The 15,604-nt window shown below is 51.5% G+C and carries 16 protein-coding genes and 2 tRNA genes; 2 read left to right on the forward strand and 16 right to left on the reverse strand.

Features of this window, described 5'->3' with window-relative positions:
• A complete protein-coding gene (locus MHI42_RS09500; protein WP_342423621.1) occupies window positions 1-666 on the reverse strand; it encodes a TetR/AcrR family transcriptional regulator in 666 nt (221 codons plus the stop codon).
• A 273-nt stretch (window positions 667-939) separates the two neighbouring features.
• Between MHI42_RS09500 and MHI42_RS09505 the strand changes: the two genes are divergently transcribed.
• Window positions 940-1,722, forward strand: coding sequence for an SDR family oxidoreductase (locus tag MHI42_RS09505; protein WP_342423622.1), 783 nt, complete (start codon window positions 940-942; stop codon window positions 1,720-1,722).
• A 127-nt stretch (window positions 1,723-1,849) separates the two neighbouring features.
• On the opposite strand, the gene MHI42_RS09510 is transcribed toward MHI42_RS09505, so the two are convergent.
• From MHI42_RS09510 to nrdR, 6 genes are all read right to left on the reverse strand, one after another.
• Window positions 1,850-2,293 (reverse strand): DoxX family protein, encoded by a 444-nt coding sequence (locus tag MHI42_RS09510; protein ID WP_342423623.1) that lies wholly within the window; start codon window positions 2,291-2,293, stop codon window positions 1,850-1,852.
• A 20-nt stretch (window positions 2,294-2,313) separates the two neighbouring features.
• Window positions 2,314-2,907, reverse strand: coding sequence for a TetR/AcrR family transcriptional regulator (locus tag MHI42_RS09515; protein WP_342423624.1), 594 nt, complete (start codon window positions 2,905-2,907; stop codon window positions 2,314-2,316).
• Between the two features lie 167 nt (window positions 2,908-3,074).
• On the reverse strand, window positions 3,075-3,623 hold the full coding sequence (locus MHI42_RS09520) for a GNAT family N-acetyltransferase (protein ID WP_342423625.1): 549 nt from the start codon (window positions 3,621-3,623) through the stop codon (window positions 3,075-3,077).
• Between the two features lie 56 nt (window positions 3,624-3,679).
• Window positions 3,680-3,752 (reverse strand) — tRNA-Lys (locus MHI42_RS09525).
• Window positions 3,753-3,758: 6 nt separating this feature from the next.
• Window positions 3,759-3,834: transfer RNA gene (locus tag MHI42_RS09530), tRNA-Ala, on the reverse strand.
• A 246-nt stretch (window positions 3,835-4,080) separates the two neighbouring features.
• On the reverse strand, window positions 4,081-4,557 hold the full coding sequence (gene nrdR, locus MHI42_RS09535; RefSeq protein ID WP_039305242.1) for a transcriptional regulator NrdR: 477 nt from the start codon (window positions 4,555-4,557) through the stop codon (window positions 4,081-4,083).
• A 164-nt stretch (window positions 4,558-4,721) separates the two neighbouring features.
• Between nrdR and MHI42_RS09540 the strand changes: the two genes are divergently transcribed.
• Window positions 4,722-4,940, forward strand: coding sequence for an alpha/beta-type small acid-soluble spore protein (locus MHI42_RS09540; RefSeq protein ID WP_039305013.1), 219 nt, complete (start codon window positions 4,722-4,724; stop codon window positions 4,938-4,940).
• A 99-nt stretch (window positions 4,941-5,039) separates the two neighbouring features.
• Here the strand turns inward: MHI42_RS09540 and MHI42_RS09545 are convergent, their stop codons facing one another.
• The 9 genes from MHI42_RS09545 to MHI42_RS09585 all read right to left on the reverse strand — a co-directional run bounded on the left by MHI42_RS09545 (window position 5,040) and on the right by MHI42_RS09585 (window position 15,313).
• Complete coding sequence (locus tag MHI42_RS09545) at window positions 5,040-5,603, reverse strand: lytic transglycosylase domain-containing protein (protein ID WP_171718691.1); 564 nt, start codon at window positions 5,601-5,603, stop codon at window positions 5,040-5,042.
• Window positions 5,603-6,199, reverse strand: a complete 597-nt coding sequence (coaE, locus tag MHI42_RS09550) for a dephospho-CoA kinase (RefSeq protein WP_342423626.1) — start codon at window positions 6,197-6,199, stop codon at window positions 5,603-5,605. The genes MHI42_RS09545 and coaE overlap by 1 nt, the downstream gene beginning before the upstream one ends.
• Window positions 6,200-6,208: 9 nt before the next feature.
• On the reverse strand, window positions 6,209-6,937 hold the full coding sequence (locus MHI42_RS09555; protein WP_342423627.1) for a manganese efflux pump: 729 nt from the start codon (window positions 6,935-6,937) through the stop codon (window positions 6,209-6,211).
• Between the two features lie 185 nt (window positions 6,938-7,122).
• Window positions 7,123-7,965, reverse strand: a complete 843-nt coding sequence (gene mutM / locus MHI42_RS09560; protein ID WP_342423628.1) for a DNA-formamidopyrimidine glycosylase — start codon at window positions 7,963-7,965, stop codon at window positions 7,123-7,125.
• A gap of 51 nt (window positions 7,966-8,016) precedes the next feature.
• Window positions 8,017-10,689 (reverse strand): DNA polymerase I, encoded by a 2,673-nt coding sequence (gene polA, locus MHI42_RS09565; protein WP_342423629.1) that lies wholly within the window; start codon window positions 10,687-10,689, stop codon window positions 8,017-8,019.
• 227 nt (window positions 10,690-10,916) lie between these two features.
• On the reverse strand, window positions 10,917-11,576 hold the full coding sequence (gene phoU / locus MHI42_RS09570; RefSeq protein WP_039304983.1) for a phosphate signaling complex protein PhoU: 660 nt from the start codon (window positions 11,574-11,576) through the stop codon (window positions 10,917-10,919).
• 123 nt (window positions 11,577-11,699) lie between these two features.
• A complete protein-coding gene (pstB, locus tag MHI42_RS09575; RefSeq protein ID WP_039304980.1) occupies window positions 11,700-12,455 on the reverse strand; it encodes a phosphate ABC transporter ATP-binding protein PstB in 756 nt (251 codons plus the stop codon).
• A gap of 139 nt (window positions 12,456-12,594) precedes the next feature.
• Window positions 12,595-13,323 (reverse strand): response regulator transcription factor, encoded by a 729-nt coding sequence (locus MHI42_RS09580; protein ID WP_039304977.1) that lies wholly within the window; start codon window positions 13,321-13,323, stop codon window positions 12,595-12,597.
• A 196-nt stretch (window positions 13,324-13,519) separates the two neighbouring features.
• Window positions 13,520-15,313: an ATP-binding protein gene (locus MHI42_RS09585; RefSeq protein ID WP_171718632.1), complete on the reverse strand. Its 1,794-nt coding sequence runs from the start codon at window positions 15,311-15,313 to the stop codon at window positions 13,520-13,522.
• Between the last annotated feature and the right edge of the window lie 291 nt (window positions 15,314-15,604).

Raw genomic sequence — 15,604 nt, forward strand, 5'->3', positions numbered from 1 at the left:
CTAGACTGAACCGGCTGCGGGTGCGAACAACGAGCTTGCAAGCTGAAATACCGTTTGCTCATATACTGCATGCGCCGCTGCTACACTCCCCAGATGTCCTCCAATGAACAGGTGAATGACTCCGTGAAGAGAGGACCAAATTGTACCCACAATTAATTCCGGAGTGGAATCACCAGCAATAAGCCCCTTCTCTTGGGCGCTGACAATTACGGATAACAACCGCCGCATAGCGGTAACAGTGCCTTTCATCCCCTGCTCATCCGGTTTGAAATCCGCAAATGCTCCTCCAAACATCAATTTATAATAGCTTGTGTGGCGTTGGCCGAATTCCCAATACACCTCTGCCAGATTCAGTAAATACTGCTGCAGATCTTCTGACTGCGAAGTGCTTTCAAATTCATTGGAGAGTATCTTGCAGCCATCCAGATATAATTGCTGCGCTAATCCCTCTTTATTCGCAAACAGACTGTAAATGATCTTGGTTGAGCAATCCATCCTCTGCGCCACTTTTCGCACGGTTACAGCTTCCGGACCTTCTTCCTGAAGGATTATAGCTGCTGCATCTACTACAAGCTGACGAAGATTTGCAGTGTTCTGCAAGCGGGCCTCCTGATAGGTTGTCACCTTTTTAGGAGCTGCTTCAGCACGATTTCCTTGTTCATTCAACGTAATCGCCTTCTTTGGTTATGATGTTGTTCCCCGGAAACACAGTTTCCCATTCATATACCACGCATTTTATACAGTTGGTTCCTCAAAGTCAATCCTCCAACCACACTGGTCCTACATATAATTAAAAGAAGGTTTGACTTTCTCCAGATAACAAGATACTATGATTTCATCGGGTAACAGTGTTACCATATAAAATCTTAGTTCCCTAAGACGCACACTCGGTACCTACGTTTCTGATGATTACATTCAAATTATTAGGAGGAATACATTATGAATATTCAAGGGAAATGGTCGCTAATCACGGGAGCTTCTTCCGGTATCGGCGAACAGTTTGCAAGGCAACTGGCTAAGCAAGGAAGTCATTTGGTGCTGGTGGCTAGAACTAAGAGCAAACTGGATACGCTCGCAGCAGAACTCGGAAGAAAATACAACATCAAGGTCGAAGTGATAGCTATGGACCTTGCGGAAGCAGACGCCCCCCGCGATTTGTTCCAGCAATGCCAGCGGTTGCAGCTGGAGATTGAACTGCTGATCAATAATGCCGGATTTGCGACCCATGGATTGTTCGAACAAATCTCAGGCCAGCGGCAGCATGAAGAGATCATGTTGAATGTTGCTGCGGTTGTAAATATGACTCATCTATTCTTACCGGATATGCTGCGCAGAAGCTCAGGCACTGTCATCAATGTATCTTCCACTGCAGGATTCCAGCCTCTCCCCTATATGGCTGTGTATGGGGCAACCAAAGCATTTGTCCTATCCTTTACAGAGGCGTTATGGTGGGAGAACCGTGACCGCGGAGTCCAGTTCTTTGCACTTTGCCCCGGTTCTACAGATACAGACTTCTTCGCTGTTGTGGGAACGGAGGAAGCTTCCATCGGGAAAAAAGCAACTCCGCAACAAGTAGTGGAAACTGCGCTGCGCTCGCTCGCCAACAAGAAGATATACACAGTTCCAGGATCGCAAAATTACCTTGGAGCCCAGCTGTCCAGATTCGTTACCCGTAAGCAGAGTCTGCGGATAGTCGGAAACATGCTCCGGCCCCGTTCATAGCCGGTTCCTTTAACAGTATTCCCTGTCCCCGGACAACGGAAGGAATGGAAGCTCTGGAGTTCTTAGCAAGATCAGTCGTGCAAGCTGAAATCTGACCAATATAGCCCCAGCTCGTGTAGATCAGCAGTTATATGTGCGGGGAGGCAAGTAGTACTGCAGTGATAAATATGATCTGAATTCCTATACGGGCCGGCAATTTCGGCACAGGCTTGCCGCCGATTGTCAACTTGTTGCGGGCGGCAAAGATATTGGCGGGAAGCATTGCGATAAGAAGCAAAACGAGGCACACAGAAGCCGCTGGTGAGAAAGCTGGCAGAAGGATACCGATAGCTCCGGCAATTTCCAAGATCCCGGTAACCGTCACAATCCATTCTTTCTGCGGAAAAGCAGGCGGCATCATTCTTACCAAATCAGACCGCCGCCGCCCCCAGTGAGCAGAAGCACCCATTAGCAGCATTATGGATACTGCCCATTGAATGGAGGTATGCCAGTCATTCCAATAAGTCACGCCCAGGAGACCAACCACCCGAAACAGCAAAAAGGATAAGATGAGCGCTATAAAAGGAACCATTTTATAATCCTCCCTTAACTTTATTTTTTCAGAATTCCAGCCATAAAGTCCGATACCTCTTTCGCTGCAACTGACTTAGATGATGGGCGCAGGGATGCCCGCACACGCAGACCCAGTGACAGCAGGACGAACAACTCCGCCGTCTCATCAGGGTTCACGTTTTCTTTAATCACCCCGTGCCTTTGACCCGTTGTAATCCACTGCCTGGAGACTGATACCGACCGCTCATGAAAATGCTCAAGCACTTCCGCTACCGCCGGTTCATTCTCCTTGCCCAGCAAGTATAGAAGAACCTTATTGGTCGCTTCATGGCTGTCTTCCAATCCTGCAAGGCTCCTGGAGATGGCCAGCATCGGCCCGTCGAACGTTTTGTTAAGGCTGCCTGCCACTTCTTCCTCAAAACGTTCATTCACAGCTTCAAGCCTCTCCTCCAGCACCCAGGCAAAAATCTCATCCTTGCTCTTTACATAATGGAATATTGCACCCTTCGATAATTGCGATTGCTCCATGATATCCTTTAAGGTGATCGCATGGCAGCTTTTGACCCGCAACAATTCCTTGGTTGCATCCAGTAGTTGCCGGATGGTCTGCTTCCGGCGGTCTGAGTTCTTCATGGCGATTCTCCTCCTTCGTCCTGCTTTGCTTTGACTTTATTTATCATGATTATACATACCGACCATCGGTTTGTAAATAGAAACAAAGGCTCAGATACCCGAGACAAATAAAAAAGAACAGCAGCTCTGCCGTTCTTGGGGACAATCAAGCCTTTCTACTCCCAGGCCTAATCTGTATATCTCGCCATCATATATGTACTGTAATATTTGCCGTCTGACAGGATACGGTCCTTCTTCAGTATCCCTTCAACTTCAAAACCAAGGCTTTGGTACAAGCGGATCGCCTTCTCATTGGTTTCCAGAACGCCGCTTAGAATGATCTTGGTTATTCCGTTTGCGTCAGCCCAGGAAATGGACGCCTGCAGAAGGTTTTTACCTACTCCGAAGCCCCAATATTGTTTCAAGACTCCTACCCCAAATTCCACCTTGTGCTTAAACCGCTGAAGATCATGTCCTTCACACCGGGAATAACCAATGATTCTGCCGTCCGCTTCCGCAACCAGACATATATTCCGCGGATGGTTCGTATCCCTTTCGATAATTGTTTCAAATCCGGCTTCATCAATAAAAGCTTCTCCCGGCACCCGGTCCATATGCTCGGTCTCCCCGTCAACCTGAAGCCTTACCCCAGACAGAGACTTCGCGTCTGCCTTAACTGCTGAGCGGATCGTGTAATTCAGACCTTTCACCTGGTATTCCTGATTATTAATGATCATGGAAATATCCCCCTCCAGACAACAAAAAAACGGCATCTCTGCCGTTTCTTCTGTGATGGACTCTCAGGGGCTCGAACCCTGGACAAATAGATTAAGAGTCTACTGCTCTACCAACTGAGCTAAGAGTCCGTAGTATGGTGGAGAATAGGGGGCTCGAACCCCTGACCTCATCGCTGCCAGCGATGCGCTCTCCCAGCTGAGCTAATTCCCCATACGCTTGATTTCGAATCACATTATGTATTCTGAAATCCATTTTGAGCGGTCCGCTCAAGTCGCTTTCAAGTTGTTATGTTTCGTAGGCGACTTCTATATAATACAGAAATTCAGCATCAGTGTCAACACTTTTACAAAATTAATTAATTTCTATGCAGAGGCGCTTCACACAGAGGCCAGCCTCACAATATCAAGGCTAGCCCCTTTATGCCAGGAATGGCACATTACCTCTTCACAAAGCCTCCTACAGCCCGTCCAGCTCCTCAGTACCCTTAGAGAGCAGTCCCTTCAGTTCCTTCATAAACATGTTGATGTCCTTGAACTGGCGGTACACGGACGCGAAGCGGACGTAAGCTACCTCATCTACAGGATAGAGCTGCTCCATGACCAGCTCGCCGATCTGGCGGCTCTCGATCTCGGCCAGGGCGATGCCGCGCAGGCTTTTCTCAACCTCGGATACGATGACTTCCAGACGCTCTACGGAAACGGGACGCTTCTCGCAGGCACGGATGAGGCCACGGAGGATTTTGTCACGACTGAATTCTTCGCGGCTGCCATCTTTTTTGATGACGATCAGCGGGGTCTCTTCAATCATTTCGAAGGTGGTGAAACGGCGGCTGCACAGTTCGCATTCGCGCCTGCGGCGGATTGACTTATTCTCATTGGCTGGACGGGAGTCAAGCACTTTGGTGTTGGTGTGATCACAGTAAGGGCATTTCATAAGCTTCATCACTTCCTCATAATAAGAATGGGTATGCCCCGCTCCTGAAAAACCAGGCTCTACGGGGCTTATGTTAATTTCCAGAAATCACCGTTTATTTGTTGTTATGAATATGGCAAGTCCGGCACATAATACAGTTACCAACCGATAGGAGGTGAACAGCAATGAGCCAAAACAACAGCTCCAATAACCTGGTAGCTCCAAATTCACGCGGTGCCTTGGAACAACTGAAATTCGAAGTTGCCCAAGAACTAGGTATCACCCTCTCCCCAGATGGATACCAAGGCAATAAAACATCTTACGAAAACGGTTCGATCGGTGGTTACATCACTAAACGTCTTGTAACCCTGGCTGAACAGCAATTGGCAGGTCAATACAAATAACCTGTCTCCATAAGCTTGCCTAAAGAAGTATTGAACGGCCTCCGGGCCGTTTGATGCTTCTTTTTATGTCGGCACAAACGCAATATTTAAAGCAGAGCCTCAGAATTCACTGTAGAGCTCCGTGTATTGGTCATAATAATAAATGACGCGCTGTACATAATGACGGGTCTCGCCGAACGGGATATCCTTCACAGACGCTTCTGTTCCGTCCCACCGGCCTTCATCCAGCCAGCTCTGTACTTTGCCGGGGCCGGCATTATAAGCGGCTATAACCGCTGTCCGGTTGCCGTCAAACTGCCGCGAAAGCGTAGACAAATACCAGGTGCCCAGTTCGATATTGGAGGATGGCTCTTCTTTTAGCCGCTCCAGCGACACATCGGGAAGCTTGGCCTTTTCCAGCGCCCACTTGGCGGTATCCGGCATCAGCTGCATCAGTCCGATCGCACCTTTTTTGGATTCGCGTCCGGTCTTGAAATTGGTCTCAACGCGGATAATCGACGCCACCAGGAACGGATCCATCTCATAAGTAAGGCTGTGTTTGCGGATCTCATCTTTATAATGTATCGGATAAAACCACGACATCCAATTGGTGCCCAGGAACAGGATCGCTGTAAAGCCGATAAACAGCACCAGCAGTACTCTTTTTTTGCGCAGCCACTTCATCATGAGAGGCCCAGCCTGTCCCACAGGCCGGCAACCTGCCGCTCCGTAGCTACGGGATCACCGCTGTTGTCGATCACATAGTCGGCTTTCCTGCGCTTCAGTTCGATGTCCATCTGCGATTTCAGCCGGTTCTCGGCTTGTTCCAGCGTCATTCCGCTCCGCGCCATGAGCCGGGCCAATTGGACTCTGCGGGGCACATAGACCACAATAATCTGATCGAATAAATTGTCCAGCTGTGATTCATAGAGCAGCGGAATATCCACAATAACCAGCCGCTGCGGATCTTCCTGATCTAACGCATACATACGGTCCTTAATTTCTGTGCGGATCGCCGGATGTGTCAGATTGTTCAAGGTCTGAAGTGCTTCCGGATCCCGGAAAACCATCTCCCCCAGCCTCGCCCGGTCCAGTGTTCCGTCCGGCTGCAGAATCGTCTCTCCAAAAGCCTGTGCAGCAGCGGCCAGCACCGGATGTCCGGGGAGCATAACCTCTCTGGCGATAACGTCGGCATCCACCAGAGCAGCTCCCTTGGCGACAAACAGTGCGGACACGGTGCTTTTTCCGGAGGCAATCCCTCCGGTTAAGCCCATAATCATGTACTCACCTCATAATAGCTTCATTATACCCATTGCAATTAATAATAACGCCGGCAGAACAGCCGCATGCTTCATCCAGTAGCTGCCTGACAATCTTAGTCCTGTCTTCATCCCCAGCAGCAGAAATGTTCCGCTGAACACTGCGATCATCAGCGAGGTTGACACCGGGCTGAACCCGAGCAGCGCAGCGCCGAGACCGGCACCGAAGGCATCCAGCGACAACGCAATGCCCAGGACCATGGCTTCCATGGAGGAAATACTCCCGGAAGCATCCATATCGGCGGAAGACGGGGTGCGGAGGATCTGAATGACTACTCCCAGATGCCGGAGCTCCAGAGAGAATACAGCCGGCTTCAGCGGTTCATCCTCTTCCCCAATCGCAGCGGCAGCAGCCGTCTCCAGCAAGGCTTGCCGGTCTGGGAGCCCGTCTCCGGCGCCCAGCTCTGCTTCCCCCTGCTCCTTCTCTTTCTGTGTCAGCATCTGGAACAGCGACCAGCAGCCCATCAAGACGAGAATAACCGCTCCGATACTGGAAGCGGCATGCGGTGAGACCACCTTGGCCAGCAGCACGCCGACCTGCATAGACACACAAATGACTACCCCCGAACAGAGCGAGATAATCATAATTGAGAGCAAAGGAATTTTCATTTTACGCAGTCCATATGTAATGCCTACACCAAATCCGTCCAAACTTAGAGCAAACGCAAGCAGCAGCAATGACAACAATGGGCTCAGCACCCGCAATCCCTCCCGTGAAGAACCGGAACCTGGCGGCCTTGTTAGCCGGGTTCCGTTCGCCTTAATCAGCAATCTTCACACATTATATGGGCGGGACGGGTAGTGAGTGCCTGCCTTTTGATGGAGCATGGACAACACCGCTTAGAATTTCCTTATAAATCCACTTCATAAGCCCGGCTGAATGCTTACCTTATCTGCACCGGTACAGGCTGGCAGCTCGGACAATAATGCGTGCCCCGGCCGCCGACAACACTTTTCTCAATCAACGTTCCGCAGGTAGCGCAAGGCTGATCCTTGCGTCCGTATATGCGGTGCTGATCCTGATAGTTCCCGCTCTCCCCCTGGCCGTTGACATACGATTTCACTGAGGAGCCTCCCGCATTCACTGCCTCTGTCAAGGTTGCAACGATCGCATGATGCAGCCTGGCCAGATGGTCCTCCGAGAGAGAGTTTGCGGTTTCTTCCGGATGAATACCGGCACGGTGCAGAGATTCATCCACATAAATATTGCCGATACCGACGATATATTCCTGATTCAGCAGCAACGGCTTAATTTTGGTGCTTCTCCGCGAGACAATCTGTTTGAAACGCTCCAGGGTGAAATCTGCATCCAGCGGTTCCTGTCCCAGCTTATTCAGCGGCTTCAGCAGCAGATCCTCACCCGGCTGGAACAGATGCATCGTTCCGAACTGGCGCACATCGGTATAACGCAGCTCCGTACCATCGGTGAAATGGAAAATCACATGAGTATGCTTGTCCAGCGGCTCGCCCTCCCGGTAAACACCGTAACGGCCTTCCATCCGCAGATGGGAGACCATCACAAGTCCATCGAAGACAAACCGCAGGAACTTGCCTCTGCGCTCAACCGTTACTACGCTATGGCCTGCCAGCATATGGGCAAAAGCCTGAATATCATCCGGCCGCTGAATAATCCGCGGCAGCCGGACGGTGACATGCTCTATCTGCTTGCCTGTAATTAAATCATTAAGTGTTCTTCTGACTGTTTCGACTTCCGGCAGTTCCGGCATAATGGCTCACCTCCACTCCATTATACCGGATATCCAGCGGATGCGGGGAGCCTATTTCGCTTCATACCAGTTACTGCCAAAACTTACCTCTGCCTTCAATGGAACGGACAGCTTCAGCGCTCCGGCCATAACCTCCGGCAGCAACTGCTTCATCTGCTCCAGTTCATCTTCCGGCACCTCGAACACAAGCTCATCGTGCACCTGCAGCAGCATGCGGCTCTTCAGGCCGCGCTCGTACAGGGCCTTGTCCATGTGAACCATTGCCAGCTTGATAATATCGGCAGCCGTTCCCTGGATCGGTGTATTCATGGCGGTACGTTCGGCGAAAGAACGCAGATTGAAGTTCTTCGCATTGATCTCCGGCAAGTAGCGGCGGCGCTCCAGCAAAGTGGTCACATACCCCTGCTTGCGTGCCTCGACCACGATATCATCCATATAGCGGCGGACACCCTTGAATACTTCGAAATACTGCTCAATGAACTGGGCCGCTTCCTTGCGCGGAATGTTCAGGTTCTGTGACAGGCCGTAATCGCTGATGCCATACACAATCCCGAAGTTAACCGCCTTGGCGGAACGGCGCATATTGCTGTCCACCATATCGGCTGTAACGCCGAATACGTCCATCGCGGTCTTCGTGTGAATATCCATGTCTTCTACAAAAGCTTCCTTCATCCGCTCATCGCCGGAGATATGTGCCAGCACCCGCAGCTCAATCTGCGAGTAATCCGCCGCCAGAATCGACCAGCCGGGTTCGGAAGGCACGAACACCTTACGGATCTTGCGGCCTTCTTCCAGCCGGATCGGAATATTCTGCAGGTTCGGGAACTGGCTGCTGAGACGTCCCGTTGCGGCAATCGTCTGCCGGTAGAAGGTATGGACCTTGCCGGTCTCCGGCGAGATTTCCTTCAGCAGGCCTTCCACATAGGTGGATTGCAGCTTGGCAATCGAACGGTATTGCAGGATCAGGCGCACAGCGTCATGGTAAGGAGCCAGCTTCTCCAGTACCTCGGCATCGGTGGAATACCCGGTCTTCGTCTTCTTGACGACAGGCAGGCCGAGCTTCACGAACAGGATTTCCCCCAGCTGCTTCGGTGAATTGAGATTGAATTCTGTTCCGCAGATCGAATAGATTTCTCCAACCAGCCTGGAGATCTGTGCTTCGAATTCTTTGCCGAGCTCTATGAGGTCATCTTTGTTAACCGCAATACCCTGCTTCTCCATATCGGCAAGAATCCGCGAGAGCGGCATTTCCAGATCCTGAAACAGTCCGGTCATCGCGGTCTCTTCCAGCTCCTCCTGCTGCTTCTGCACGATGCCGAGCACGGTTGCGCTCTTGCGGGCTACGTGGTTTCCGAGAATCTCAAGCTCCGGTATTCTATATTTGGCCCCTTTGCCGAATACATCTTCATCAGGCGATAAGCGGGGCAGTCCGTATTTGCTCGTGAGGTCATTCAGATTCTGGTTCGCTTCCGTCGGGTCGAGCAGATATGCGGCAAGCTGGACATCATTAGCAGCTCCGGCAAAAGCAATCCCCTGCCAATGCAGCGCCAGATCGGCACGGTGCAGGTCATACCCGCTCTTCGGCGCTTTGTCATCGCCGAGCCAGTGCCGCAGCGGCGCCGCTGCCGCGCTCTTCAGCAGGGCAAACGGCACAAAGTAATGCTGCTCCGGCGAAGACAGCCCGAGGCCAATGACCTCTGCACGGTGAGGATTCTCACCATTCGATTCCACATGCAGCGCCGAAATGCCCGGCAGCGCAGCAATCAGGTCAGCCAGTCCGGCTTCATCTACAATAGTGATATTAAGCGCTGCCGCTTCCACCGCTGCTGGATCTGAACTGCTGCCATCGGCCGTATGGGAATAGGCGCTCAGCGACAGGCGTTCGAGCAGGGATTTGAATTCGAGCTTAGCGAGTGCAGGACCGGCCGTATCCGTATTGATCCCGCTGAAGACCATATCCTCCCAGGCATGCGCCAGCGGAACTTCGCGGTAGATCGTCGCCAGCTTCTTGCTCATGATGGCGCTGTCAGCATGCTCCTCCAGCTTTTCCTTCATTTTGCCCTTCAGCTCACCGGTTCCGGCCAGTACCCCTTCTACCGATCCGAACTGCTGAAGCAGCTTAAGCGCTGTCTTCTCCCCTACTCCCGGCACACCGGGAATATTGTCACTGGCATCGCCCATCAGCCCTTTCAGATCGATGATCTGCTCCGGGGTAAGATCATATTTGTCCCGGATCTGCTGCGGCCCGTACAGCTCTACTTCCGTAACGCCCTTACGGACCAGCGCGACGGTTGTATGCTCGGACGCCAGCTGCAGCATGTCCTTATCCCCGGACACAATCATCACCTGCCGCCCTGCGGCATCCGCCTCGCGGGAGATGGTGCCGATAATATCGTCGGCTTCATAGCCGCCGATCTCAAACTGCGGCACCCCTAATCCCTGCAGCAATTCCTTCAGCAGCGGGAACTGTTCGGACAATTCCGGCGGAGTTTTTTGGCGTCCGCCCTTATAATCTTCATACCCTTCATGCCGGAAGGTAATCTTCCCGGCGTCAAAGGCTACAATCATATGACTCGGCTTATGCTCTTCAATCAATCGCAGAAGCATCGTCGTGAAACCGTACACCGCATTCGTCTGCTGTCCTGCTGTATTCGTCAGCGGCGGCATCGCGAAAAACGCCCGGTAAATGATATTATTTCCATCAATCAGTATCAGCTTGTCCACTATAGCACCTCGCCTTTATCTTGCTTACTTCTTATATAGTACCATATGCCCCGCACCAAGTTGAAACATAAGGATGATTGATTTTAGTGAAGCCTATTCATGAAGCCCGCCGGATTCACACGGGTCTGCAGCTTATGGCATCCTAAGCAGGATTTCCAATCAGACAGCGCTTTAAAACAAAAAAGGCAAGCCTCCGGGATGAAGGCTTGCTGTCGTGCCTTATGCTTTTATTGATTCAGATCCGGACGTTTGCCCGTTACAAGATAAACTACGCTCTCGCCAATGTTGGTCGCATGATCTGCGATACGCTCAATATAACGGCCAACCAGCGTAAGCAGCATCGCTTGATTAACCGACTCGGGCTTCTGAACCATATAAGTGTACAGTTCATTAATCATTGCACTGTACAGCCCGTCGACCTGATCGTCGTCCTGCGCCATTTTGTAGGCCAGATCCGTATTCTCATCCAGATAGGACTGAATTGCCTCTGAGATCATTACCGTAACAATCTCGGCCATCCGCGGAATATCCACAAGCGGTTTAATCAGCTGCTGCCCCTGGATCCGCATCGTTACCTTAGCCACATCCAGTGCCAGATCGCCCATACGTTCGAGGTCACTGGAGATTTTGAAGGCTACAATGATGCGGCGCAGATCCTTGGCTACCGGCTGCTGGGTGATGATCAGCCGTGAGCCGATCTCCATAATCCGGTCTTCCATCGCATTCAGCCGCAAATCGTTCTTAACAATTTCCTGTGCCCGTACGGTGTCCAGATTCTGCAAAGCGAGTACTGCACCTTCCAGCGCATCCGTAACATGCTCGCCCATCTGCTCCAGCAGATTGCGCAGCTCTTCCAGATCTTTATCGAATTCTTTTCTGCGAATCATATTGAAAACGATCCTCCTCAAAAACATATGGTCATATAGAGTGAACTTAAGAATACGCCGTAAAGCATTCTTAAGTTCAGCTTATACCGCTGATTTCCTTCCGGGAACGGATTCCTCTGCCGCTTAACCGAAGCGTCCGGATATATAATCTTCTGTGCGGGAGTCTTTGGGATTCGAGAACAGCAGTTCCGTATCCTGAGCCTCCACGATAACGCCGTTCAGGAAAAATACGGTGCGCCCCGACACCCGGGCGGCCTGATGCATATTATGCGTGACCATTACAATCGTATACTTATCCCGCAGCTCCTGTACCAGCTCCTCAATCTTCAGCGTGGACACCGGATCAAGTGCGGAGGTGGCCTCGTCCATCAGCAGAATATCCGGCTGTACGGCAAGGGCTCTGGCGATGCAGAGACGCTGCTGCTGGCCACCGGACAAGCTGAGGGCAGACTTCTTGAGGAAATCCTTCACTTCCTCCCAGAGTGCGGATTGGCGCAGGCTTTGCTCCACAATGACATCAAGCTCGGCTTTGCCCTTCACCCCATGGAGGCGCGGACCATAAGCTACATTGTCATAAATCGACTTGGGAAAAGGATTGGGCTGCTGGAACACCATCCCTACCTGCTTACGCAGACTTTCCACTTCAATCTCGTCGCTGTAAATATTTTTACCGCCGATGTTTACTGTTCCTTCAATACGCGTGCCGGGAATCATGTCGTTCATTCGGTTTAGGGTACGCAGCAGCGTGGACTTTCCGCAGCCGGAAGGACCGATAAAAGCGGTAACCTGTTTCTCCGGAATTTGCAGATCCACATTCTTCAGCGCGTGAAATGACTCATAGTAGAGATCAAGTTTCTCTATGTCAATGATGGATTTCATTAGTTTCTGTTGTCTCCTTCTCATCATCTTCGTTCCCCATGATAAGCTTTCAGTGTAAATAGAGCTCCAGAGAATTGTTAACGCTGTGTAAAATCAAAATTCAGCAGGACAGATGTATCAGAAAAAGAACACCGCCATATCAAATGACTGGTGTTCTCTTCTTGTTCACGACCAGCTTATAGCCCACGCCGCGGATGGAATCAATATGAACAGATTCAGGATCAAGCTCAAGCTTCTTGCGCAGCGAGCTGACATGAACGTCTACAGTACGCTGGCCGCCGATATAATCGAAACCCCAGACCGCATTCATCAGATCATCACGCGTCAGAACCACACCCGGCTTCCGGGCCAGATACAGCAGGACTTCAAACTCCTTGGGACGCAGATTAATACTCTGTCCGCCCAGCGAAACTTCATAACGTTCCGGGTAGATTTCCAGCTGTCCCAGGATAATGGTCGAAGCGGATACTGCCGTTTCCGGCGGGGCCTCCTCGGCAAGGCCGGATATCCGGCGCAGGACCGCACTGACGCGGGCCAGTAATTCGGAGACGCCAAACGGCTTAGTTATGTAATCATCGGCCCCCGATTTCAGGCCCCGGACTACATCTTCTTCGGCATTCTTGGCCGTCAGTACTATGACCGGTGTACGTATGCCCTGTCCACGCAATTTATCCAGAATGTCAATGCCGTTCATGCCGGGCAGCATAAGATCCAGTACGATTAAATCAAAAGGTTCTCTAGTCGCACGGTCATATCCTGCCGTTCCATGATCCTCCACCGTCACTTCATAGCCTTCTTGTGTCAAATTATAAGACAGCAGCCGGGCCAGTGTCGGTTCGTCTTCAATGACAAGCAATCGTTGTGCCATAGGTTCCCCCGTCTTTTCATAGGTTATTAAATTTACAAAACTGCACACATGCACATCATAGCACCACAATGTTAACTTGGTGTAAAATTACGAATTTAATATTACCCCTTTGCCGGCATACAATCAAATCAGGACATACGCCCTATCCACAGGCTAAAGACGGATGTCCTGCCAGAATTGAATCGTTGCTTGCAGGTTACTCGTTCTCTTCCTGCAGCAGCGGTAATTCCAGGATAAAAGAGCTGCCGATGCCCAGATCGCTCTCTACCGTAATTGATCCTCTGTGCAGCTCTACCAGATGCTTCACGATGGACAAGCCCAGGCCGGTTCCGCCGGAGCTTCTGGAGCGGGCTTTGTCCACCCGGTAGAAGCGCTCGAAGATCCGCGGCAGATCCTTGCGCGGAATCCCCATGCCCGTATCGCTCACGGTAAAGCGCACACTCTCCGTTCCGTCTGCCTTTTGAACGTTGACTACGGTGACCCTTACATTTCCTCCGTCCTGAGTGTAGTTAATCGCATTCGAGAGCAGATTCATGAAGATCTGGCGCAGCTTGTCTTCATCCCCCTCGATAAACAGCTCCGCAGGTACATCCGAGCTCAAGGTGATCTTCTTTTTCTCCGCCACCTTGCTGAGTGTTTCCAGCACAGAATCGAAGAACTCGATCAAATGAACCGGCGAGCAGTCCAGCTGGACGCGTTTGGATTCGATTTTGGATAATTCCAGAATATCTCCGATCAGACGGTTGAGCCGTTCATTCTCATCATAAATAATCTGCAGGAACGAACGTGCCGTCTTCTCATCCGTAACGCCTCCGCCGAGCAGGGTTTCGGCGAAGCCTTTTACCGCAGCTACCGGTGTCTTCAGCTCATGGGAGACATTCGCGACGAATTCGCTGCGCATTTTCTCCAGACGGCGGATTTCCGTAACCTCCTGCAGCAGGAACAGCATTCCCCGGGTGGAGCCGTCCTGAATCATCGGCACTCCGTCCAGGCGTACAATCCGCTCCACCGGATTATAGATAATACGCTCTTCATGGACCGGTTCATTACGGGATACGCCTTCTTCAATCAGCCGGGTCAGCTCATAATGATGTTTGATCTCTTTGTAGGAATGCCCGGTCATCTCGCTGTTCTTCACATCAAGCAGCCGCTCTGCCGCACGGTTGAGCAGGGCAATCTCCCCTTCAGCGTTAATCATCACGATCCCGCCGGTCATGTTATCGAGTACGCTTTGCAGCAGATCCTCGTTGTCGCGGATAGTCTTCAATTGGGCCTGCAGACTGTCCGCCATGGCGTTGATCGCTGTCGCCAGCTGGCCGATCTCATCCTTGCGCTTCATCGGCACACGGGCATCGTAATCCAGATCGGTGATACGCCGCGCGACTCTGGTAATCTGCTCTAGCGGTGAGGTCATGCTGGAGGCTACCTTATAGCTCACAAAAGTGGCCGCAATAAACAGCAGCACGAGTCCCCCGGCCATAATCATCCACGCCCGGTTCAGTCCTTCCGTCACTGCGTCCAGTCCCATGGAGAGCCGGATATATCCGTCGAAGCCCTGGTCCGAGACTACCGCACCAGCTACATAGAGCATTTCGCGGTCCAGCGTATCACTGTAGCGGATTGCCCGGCCAATCCCTTCTTTCGCAGCGAGCAGCTCCTCTTCCCGGGTGGAGTGGTTGTCCATTTCCAGCGGATTGCGCTCCGAATCGCCAATCACCCGGCCTTCCTTCGTAATGAAGGTGATGCGCGATCCTGTCAGTGTGGATATCGTCCTTGCCTGGTCTGTATAATAATCCATGGCGTCCGGACTGTGCATATCCTTGAACGTAAACGTGCCGGAGAGCAGATTTATTTCCCGGGACATGTTTTCTTCCAGTACGGAAATATGTGAGTCCTTAAACAGTTGGGCCATTGTAATGCCAGCCCCGGTCATGGATATCCCGATCAGGGCCATGAGTATGAATGTAAGCCGAACGCGGAACGGTTTCATCAGTAGTAGTCCTCTTCCTTATCATTGTGTCCTTGAGAACATCCTACCTCCATTTTCGGCAAAATACCAGTTCCGGCGGCGATTATCAACGGAGTGTAAAATGGGGGCTGTGCTGTTGAAGATCATAGTGTGTTTCGCTTAGGAGTAGGAGCAACGTTTGAACTTGCTGTGAACGCTACGCAAACGGACCGTTGTTCCGATCGGAGTATGAGGGACGTTTGAACTTGCTGTGAACGCTATGCAAACGAACCGTTGTTCTGATCGGAGTACGAGGGACGTTTGAACTTGCTG

The organism is Paenibacillus sp. FSL E2-0178, from assembly GCF_038593005.1.
In the GTDB taxonomy this organism is placed as follows: domain Bacteria; phylum Bacillota; class Bacilli; order Paenibacillales; family Paenibacillaceae; genus Paenibacillus_AQ; species Paenibacillus_AQ phytohabitans.

Excerpts from the sequence above, each read along its gene's own strand:
- pstB (WP_039304980.1), bottom strand. The coding sequence starts at position 12,455 with ATGAAATCCATCATTGACATAGAGAAACTTGATCTCTACTATGAGTCA.
- MHI42_RS09520 (WP_342423625.1), bottom strand. The coding sequence starts at position 3,623 with ATGATCATTAATAATCAGGAATACCAGGTGAAAGGTCTGAATTACACG.
- MHI42_RS09585 (WP_171718632.1), bottom strand. The coding sequence starts at position 15,313 with ATGAAACCGTTCCGCGTTCGGCTTACATTCATACTCATGGCCCTGATC.
- MHI42_RS09515 (WP_342423624.1), bottom strand. The coding sequence starts at position 2,907 with ATGAAGAACTCAGACCGCCGGAAGCAGACCATCCGGCAACTACTGGAT.
- MHI42_RS09580 (WP_039304977.1), bottom strand. The coding sequence starts at position 13,323 with ATGGCACAACGATTGCTTGTCATTGAAGACGAACCGACACTGGCCCGG.
- mutM (WP_342423628.1), bottom strand. The coding sequence starts at position 7,965 with ATGCCGGAACTGCCGGAAGTCGAAACAGTCAGAAGAACACTTAATGAT.
- phoU (WP_039304983.1), bottom strand. The coding sequence starts at position 11,576 with ATGATTCGCAGAAAAGAATTCGATAAAGATCTGGAAGAGCTGCGCAAT.
- nrdR (WP_039305242.1), bottom strand. The coding sequence starts at position 4,557 with ATGAAATGCCCTTACTGTGATCACACCAACACCAAAGTGCTTGACTCC.
- MHI42_RS09505 (WP_342423622.1), top strand. The coding sequence starts at position 940 with ATGAATATTCAAGGGAAATGGTCGCTAATCACGGGAGCTTCTTCCGGT.
- MHI42_RS09540 (WP_039305013.1), top strand. The coding sequence starts at position 4,722 with ATGAGCCAAAACAACAGCTCCAATAACCTGGTAGCTCCAAATTCACGC.
- coaE (WP_342423626.1), bottom strand. The coding sequence starts at position 6,199 with ATGATTATGGGCTTAACCGGAGGGATTGCCTCCGGAAAAAGCACCGTG.
- MHI42_RS09545 (WP_171718691.1), bottom strand. The coding sequence starts at position 5,603 with ATGAAGTGGCTGCGCAAAAAAAGAGTACTGCTGGTGCTGTTTATCGGC.
- MHI42_RS09510 (WP_342423623.1), bottom strand. The coding sequence starts at position 2,293 with ATGGTTCCTTTTATAGCGCTCATCTTATCCTTTTTGCTGTTTCGGGTG.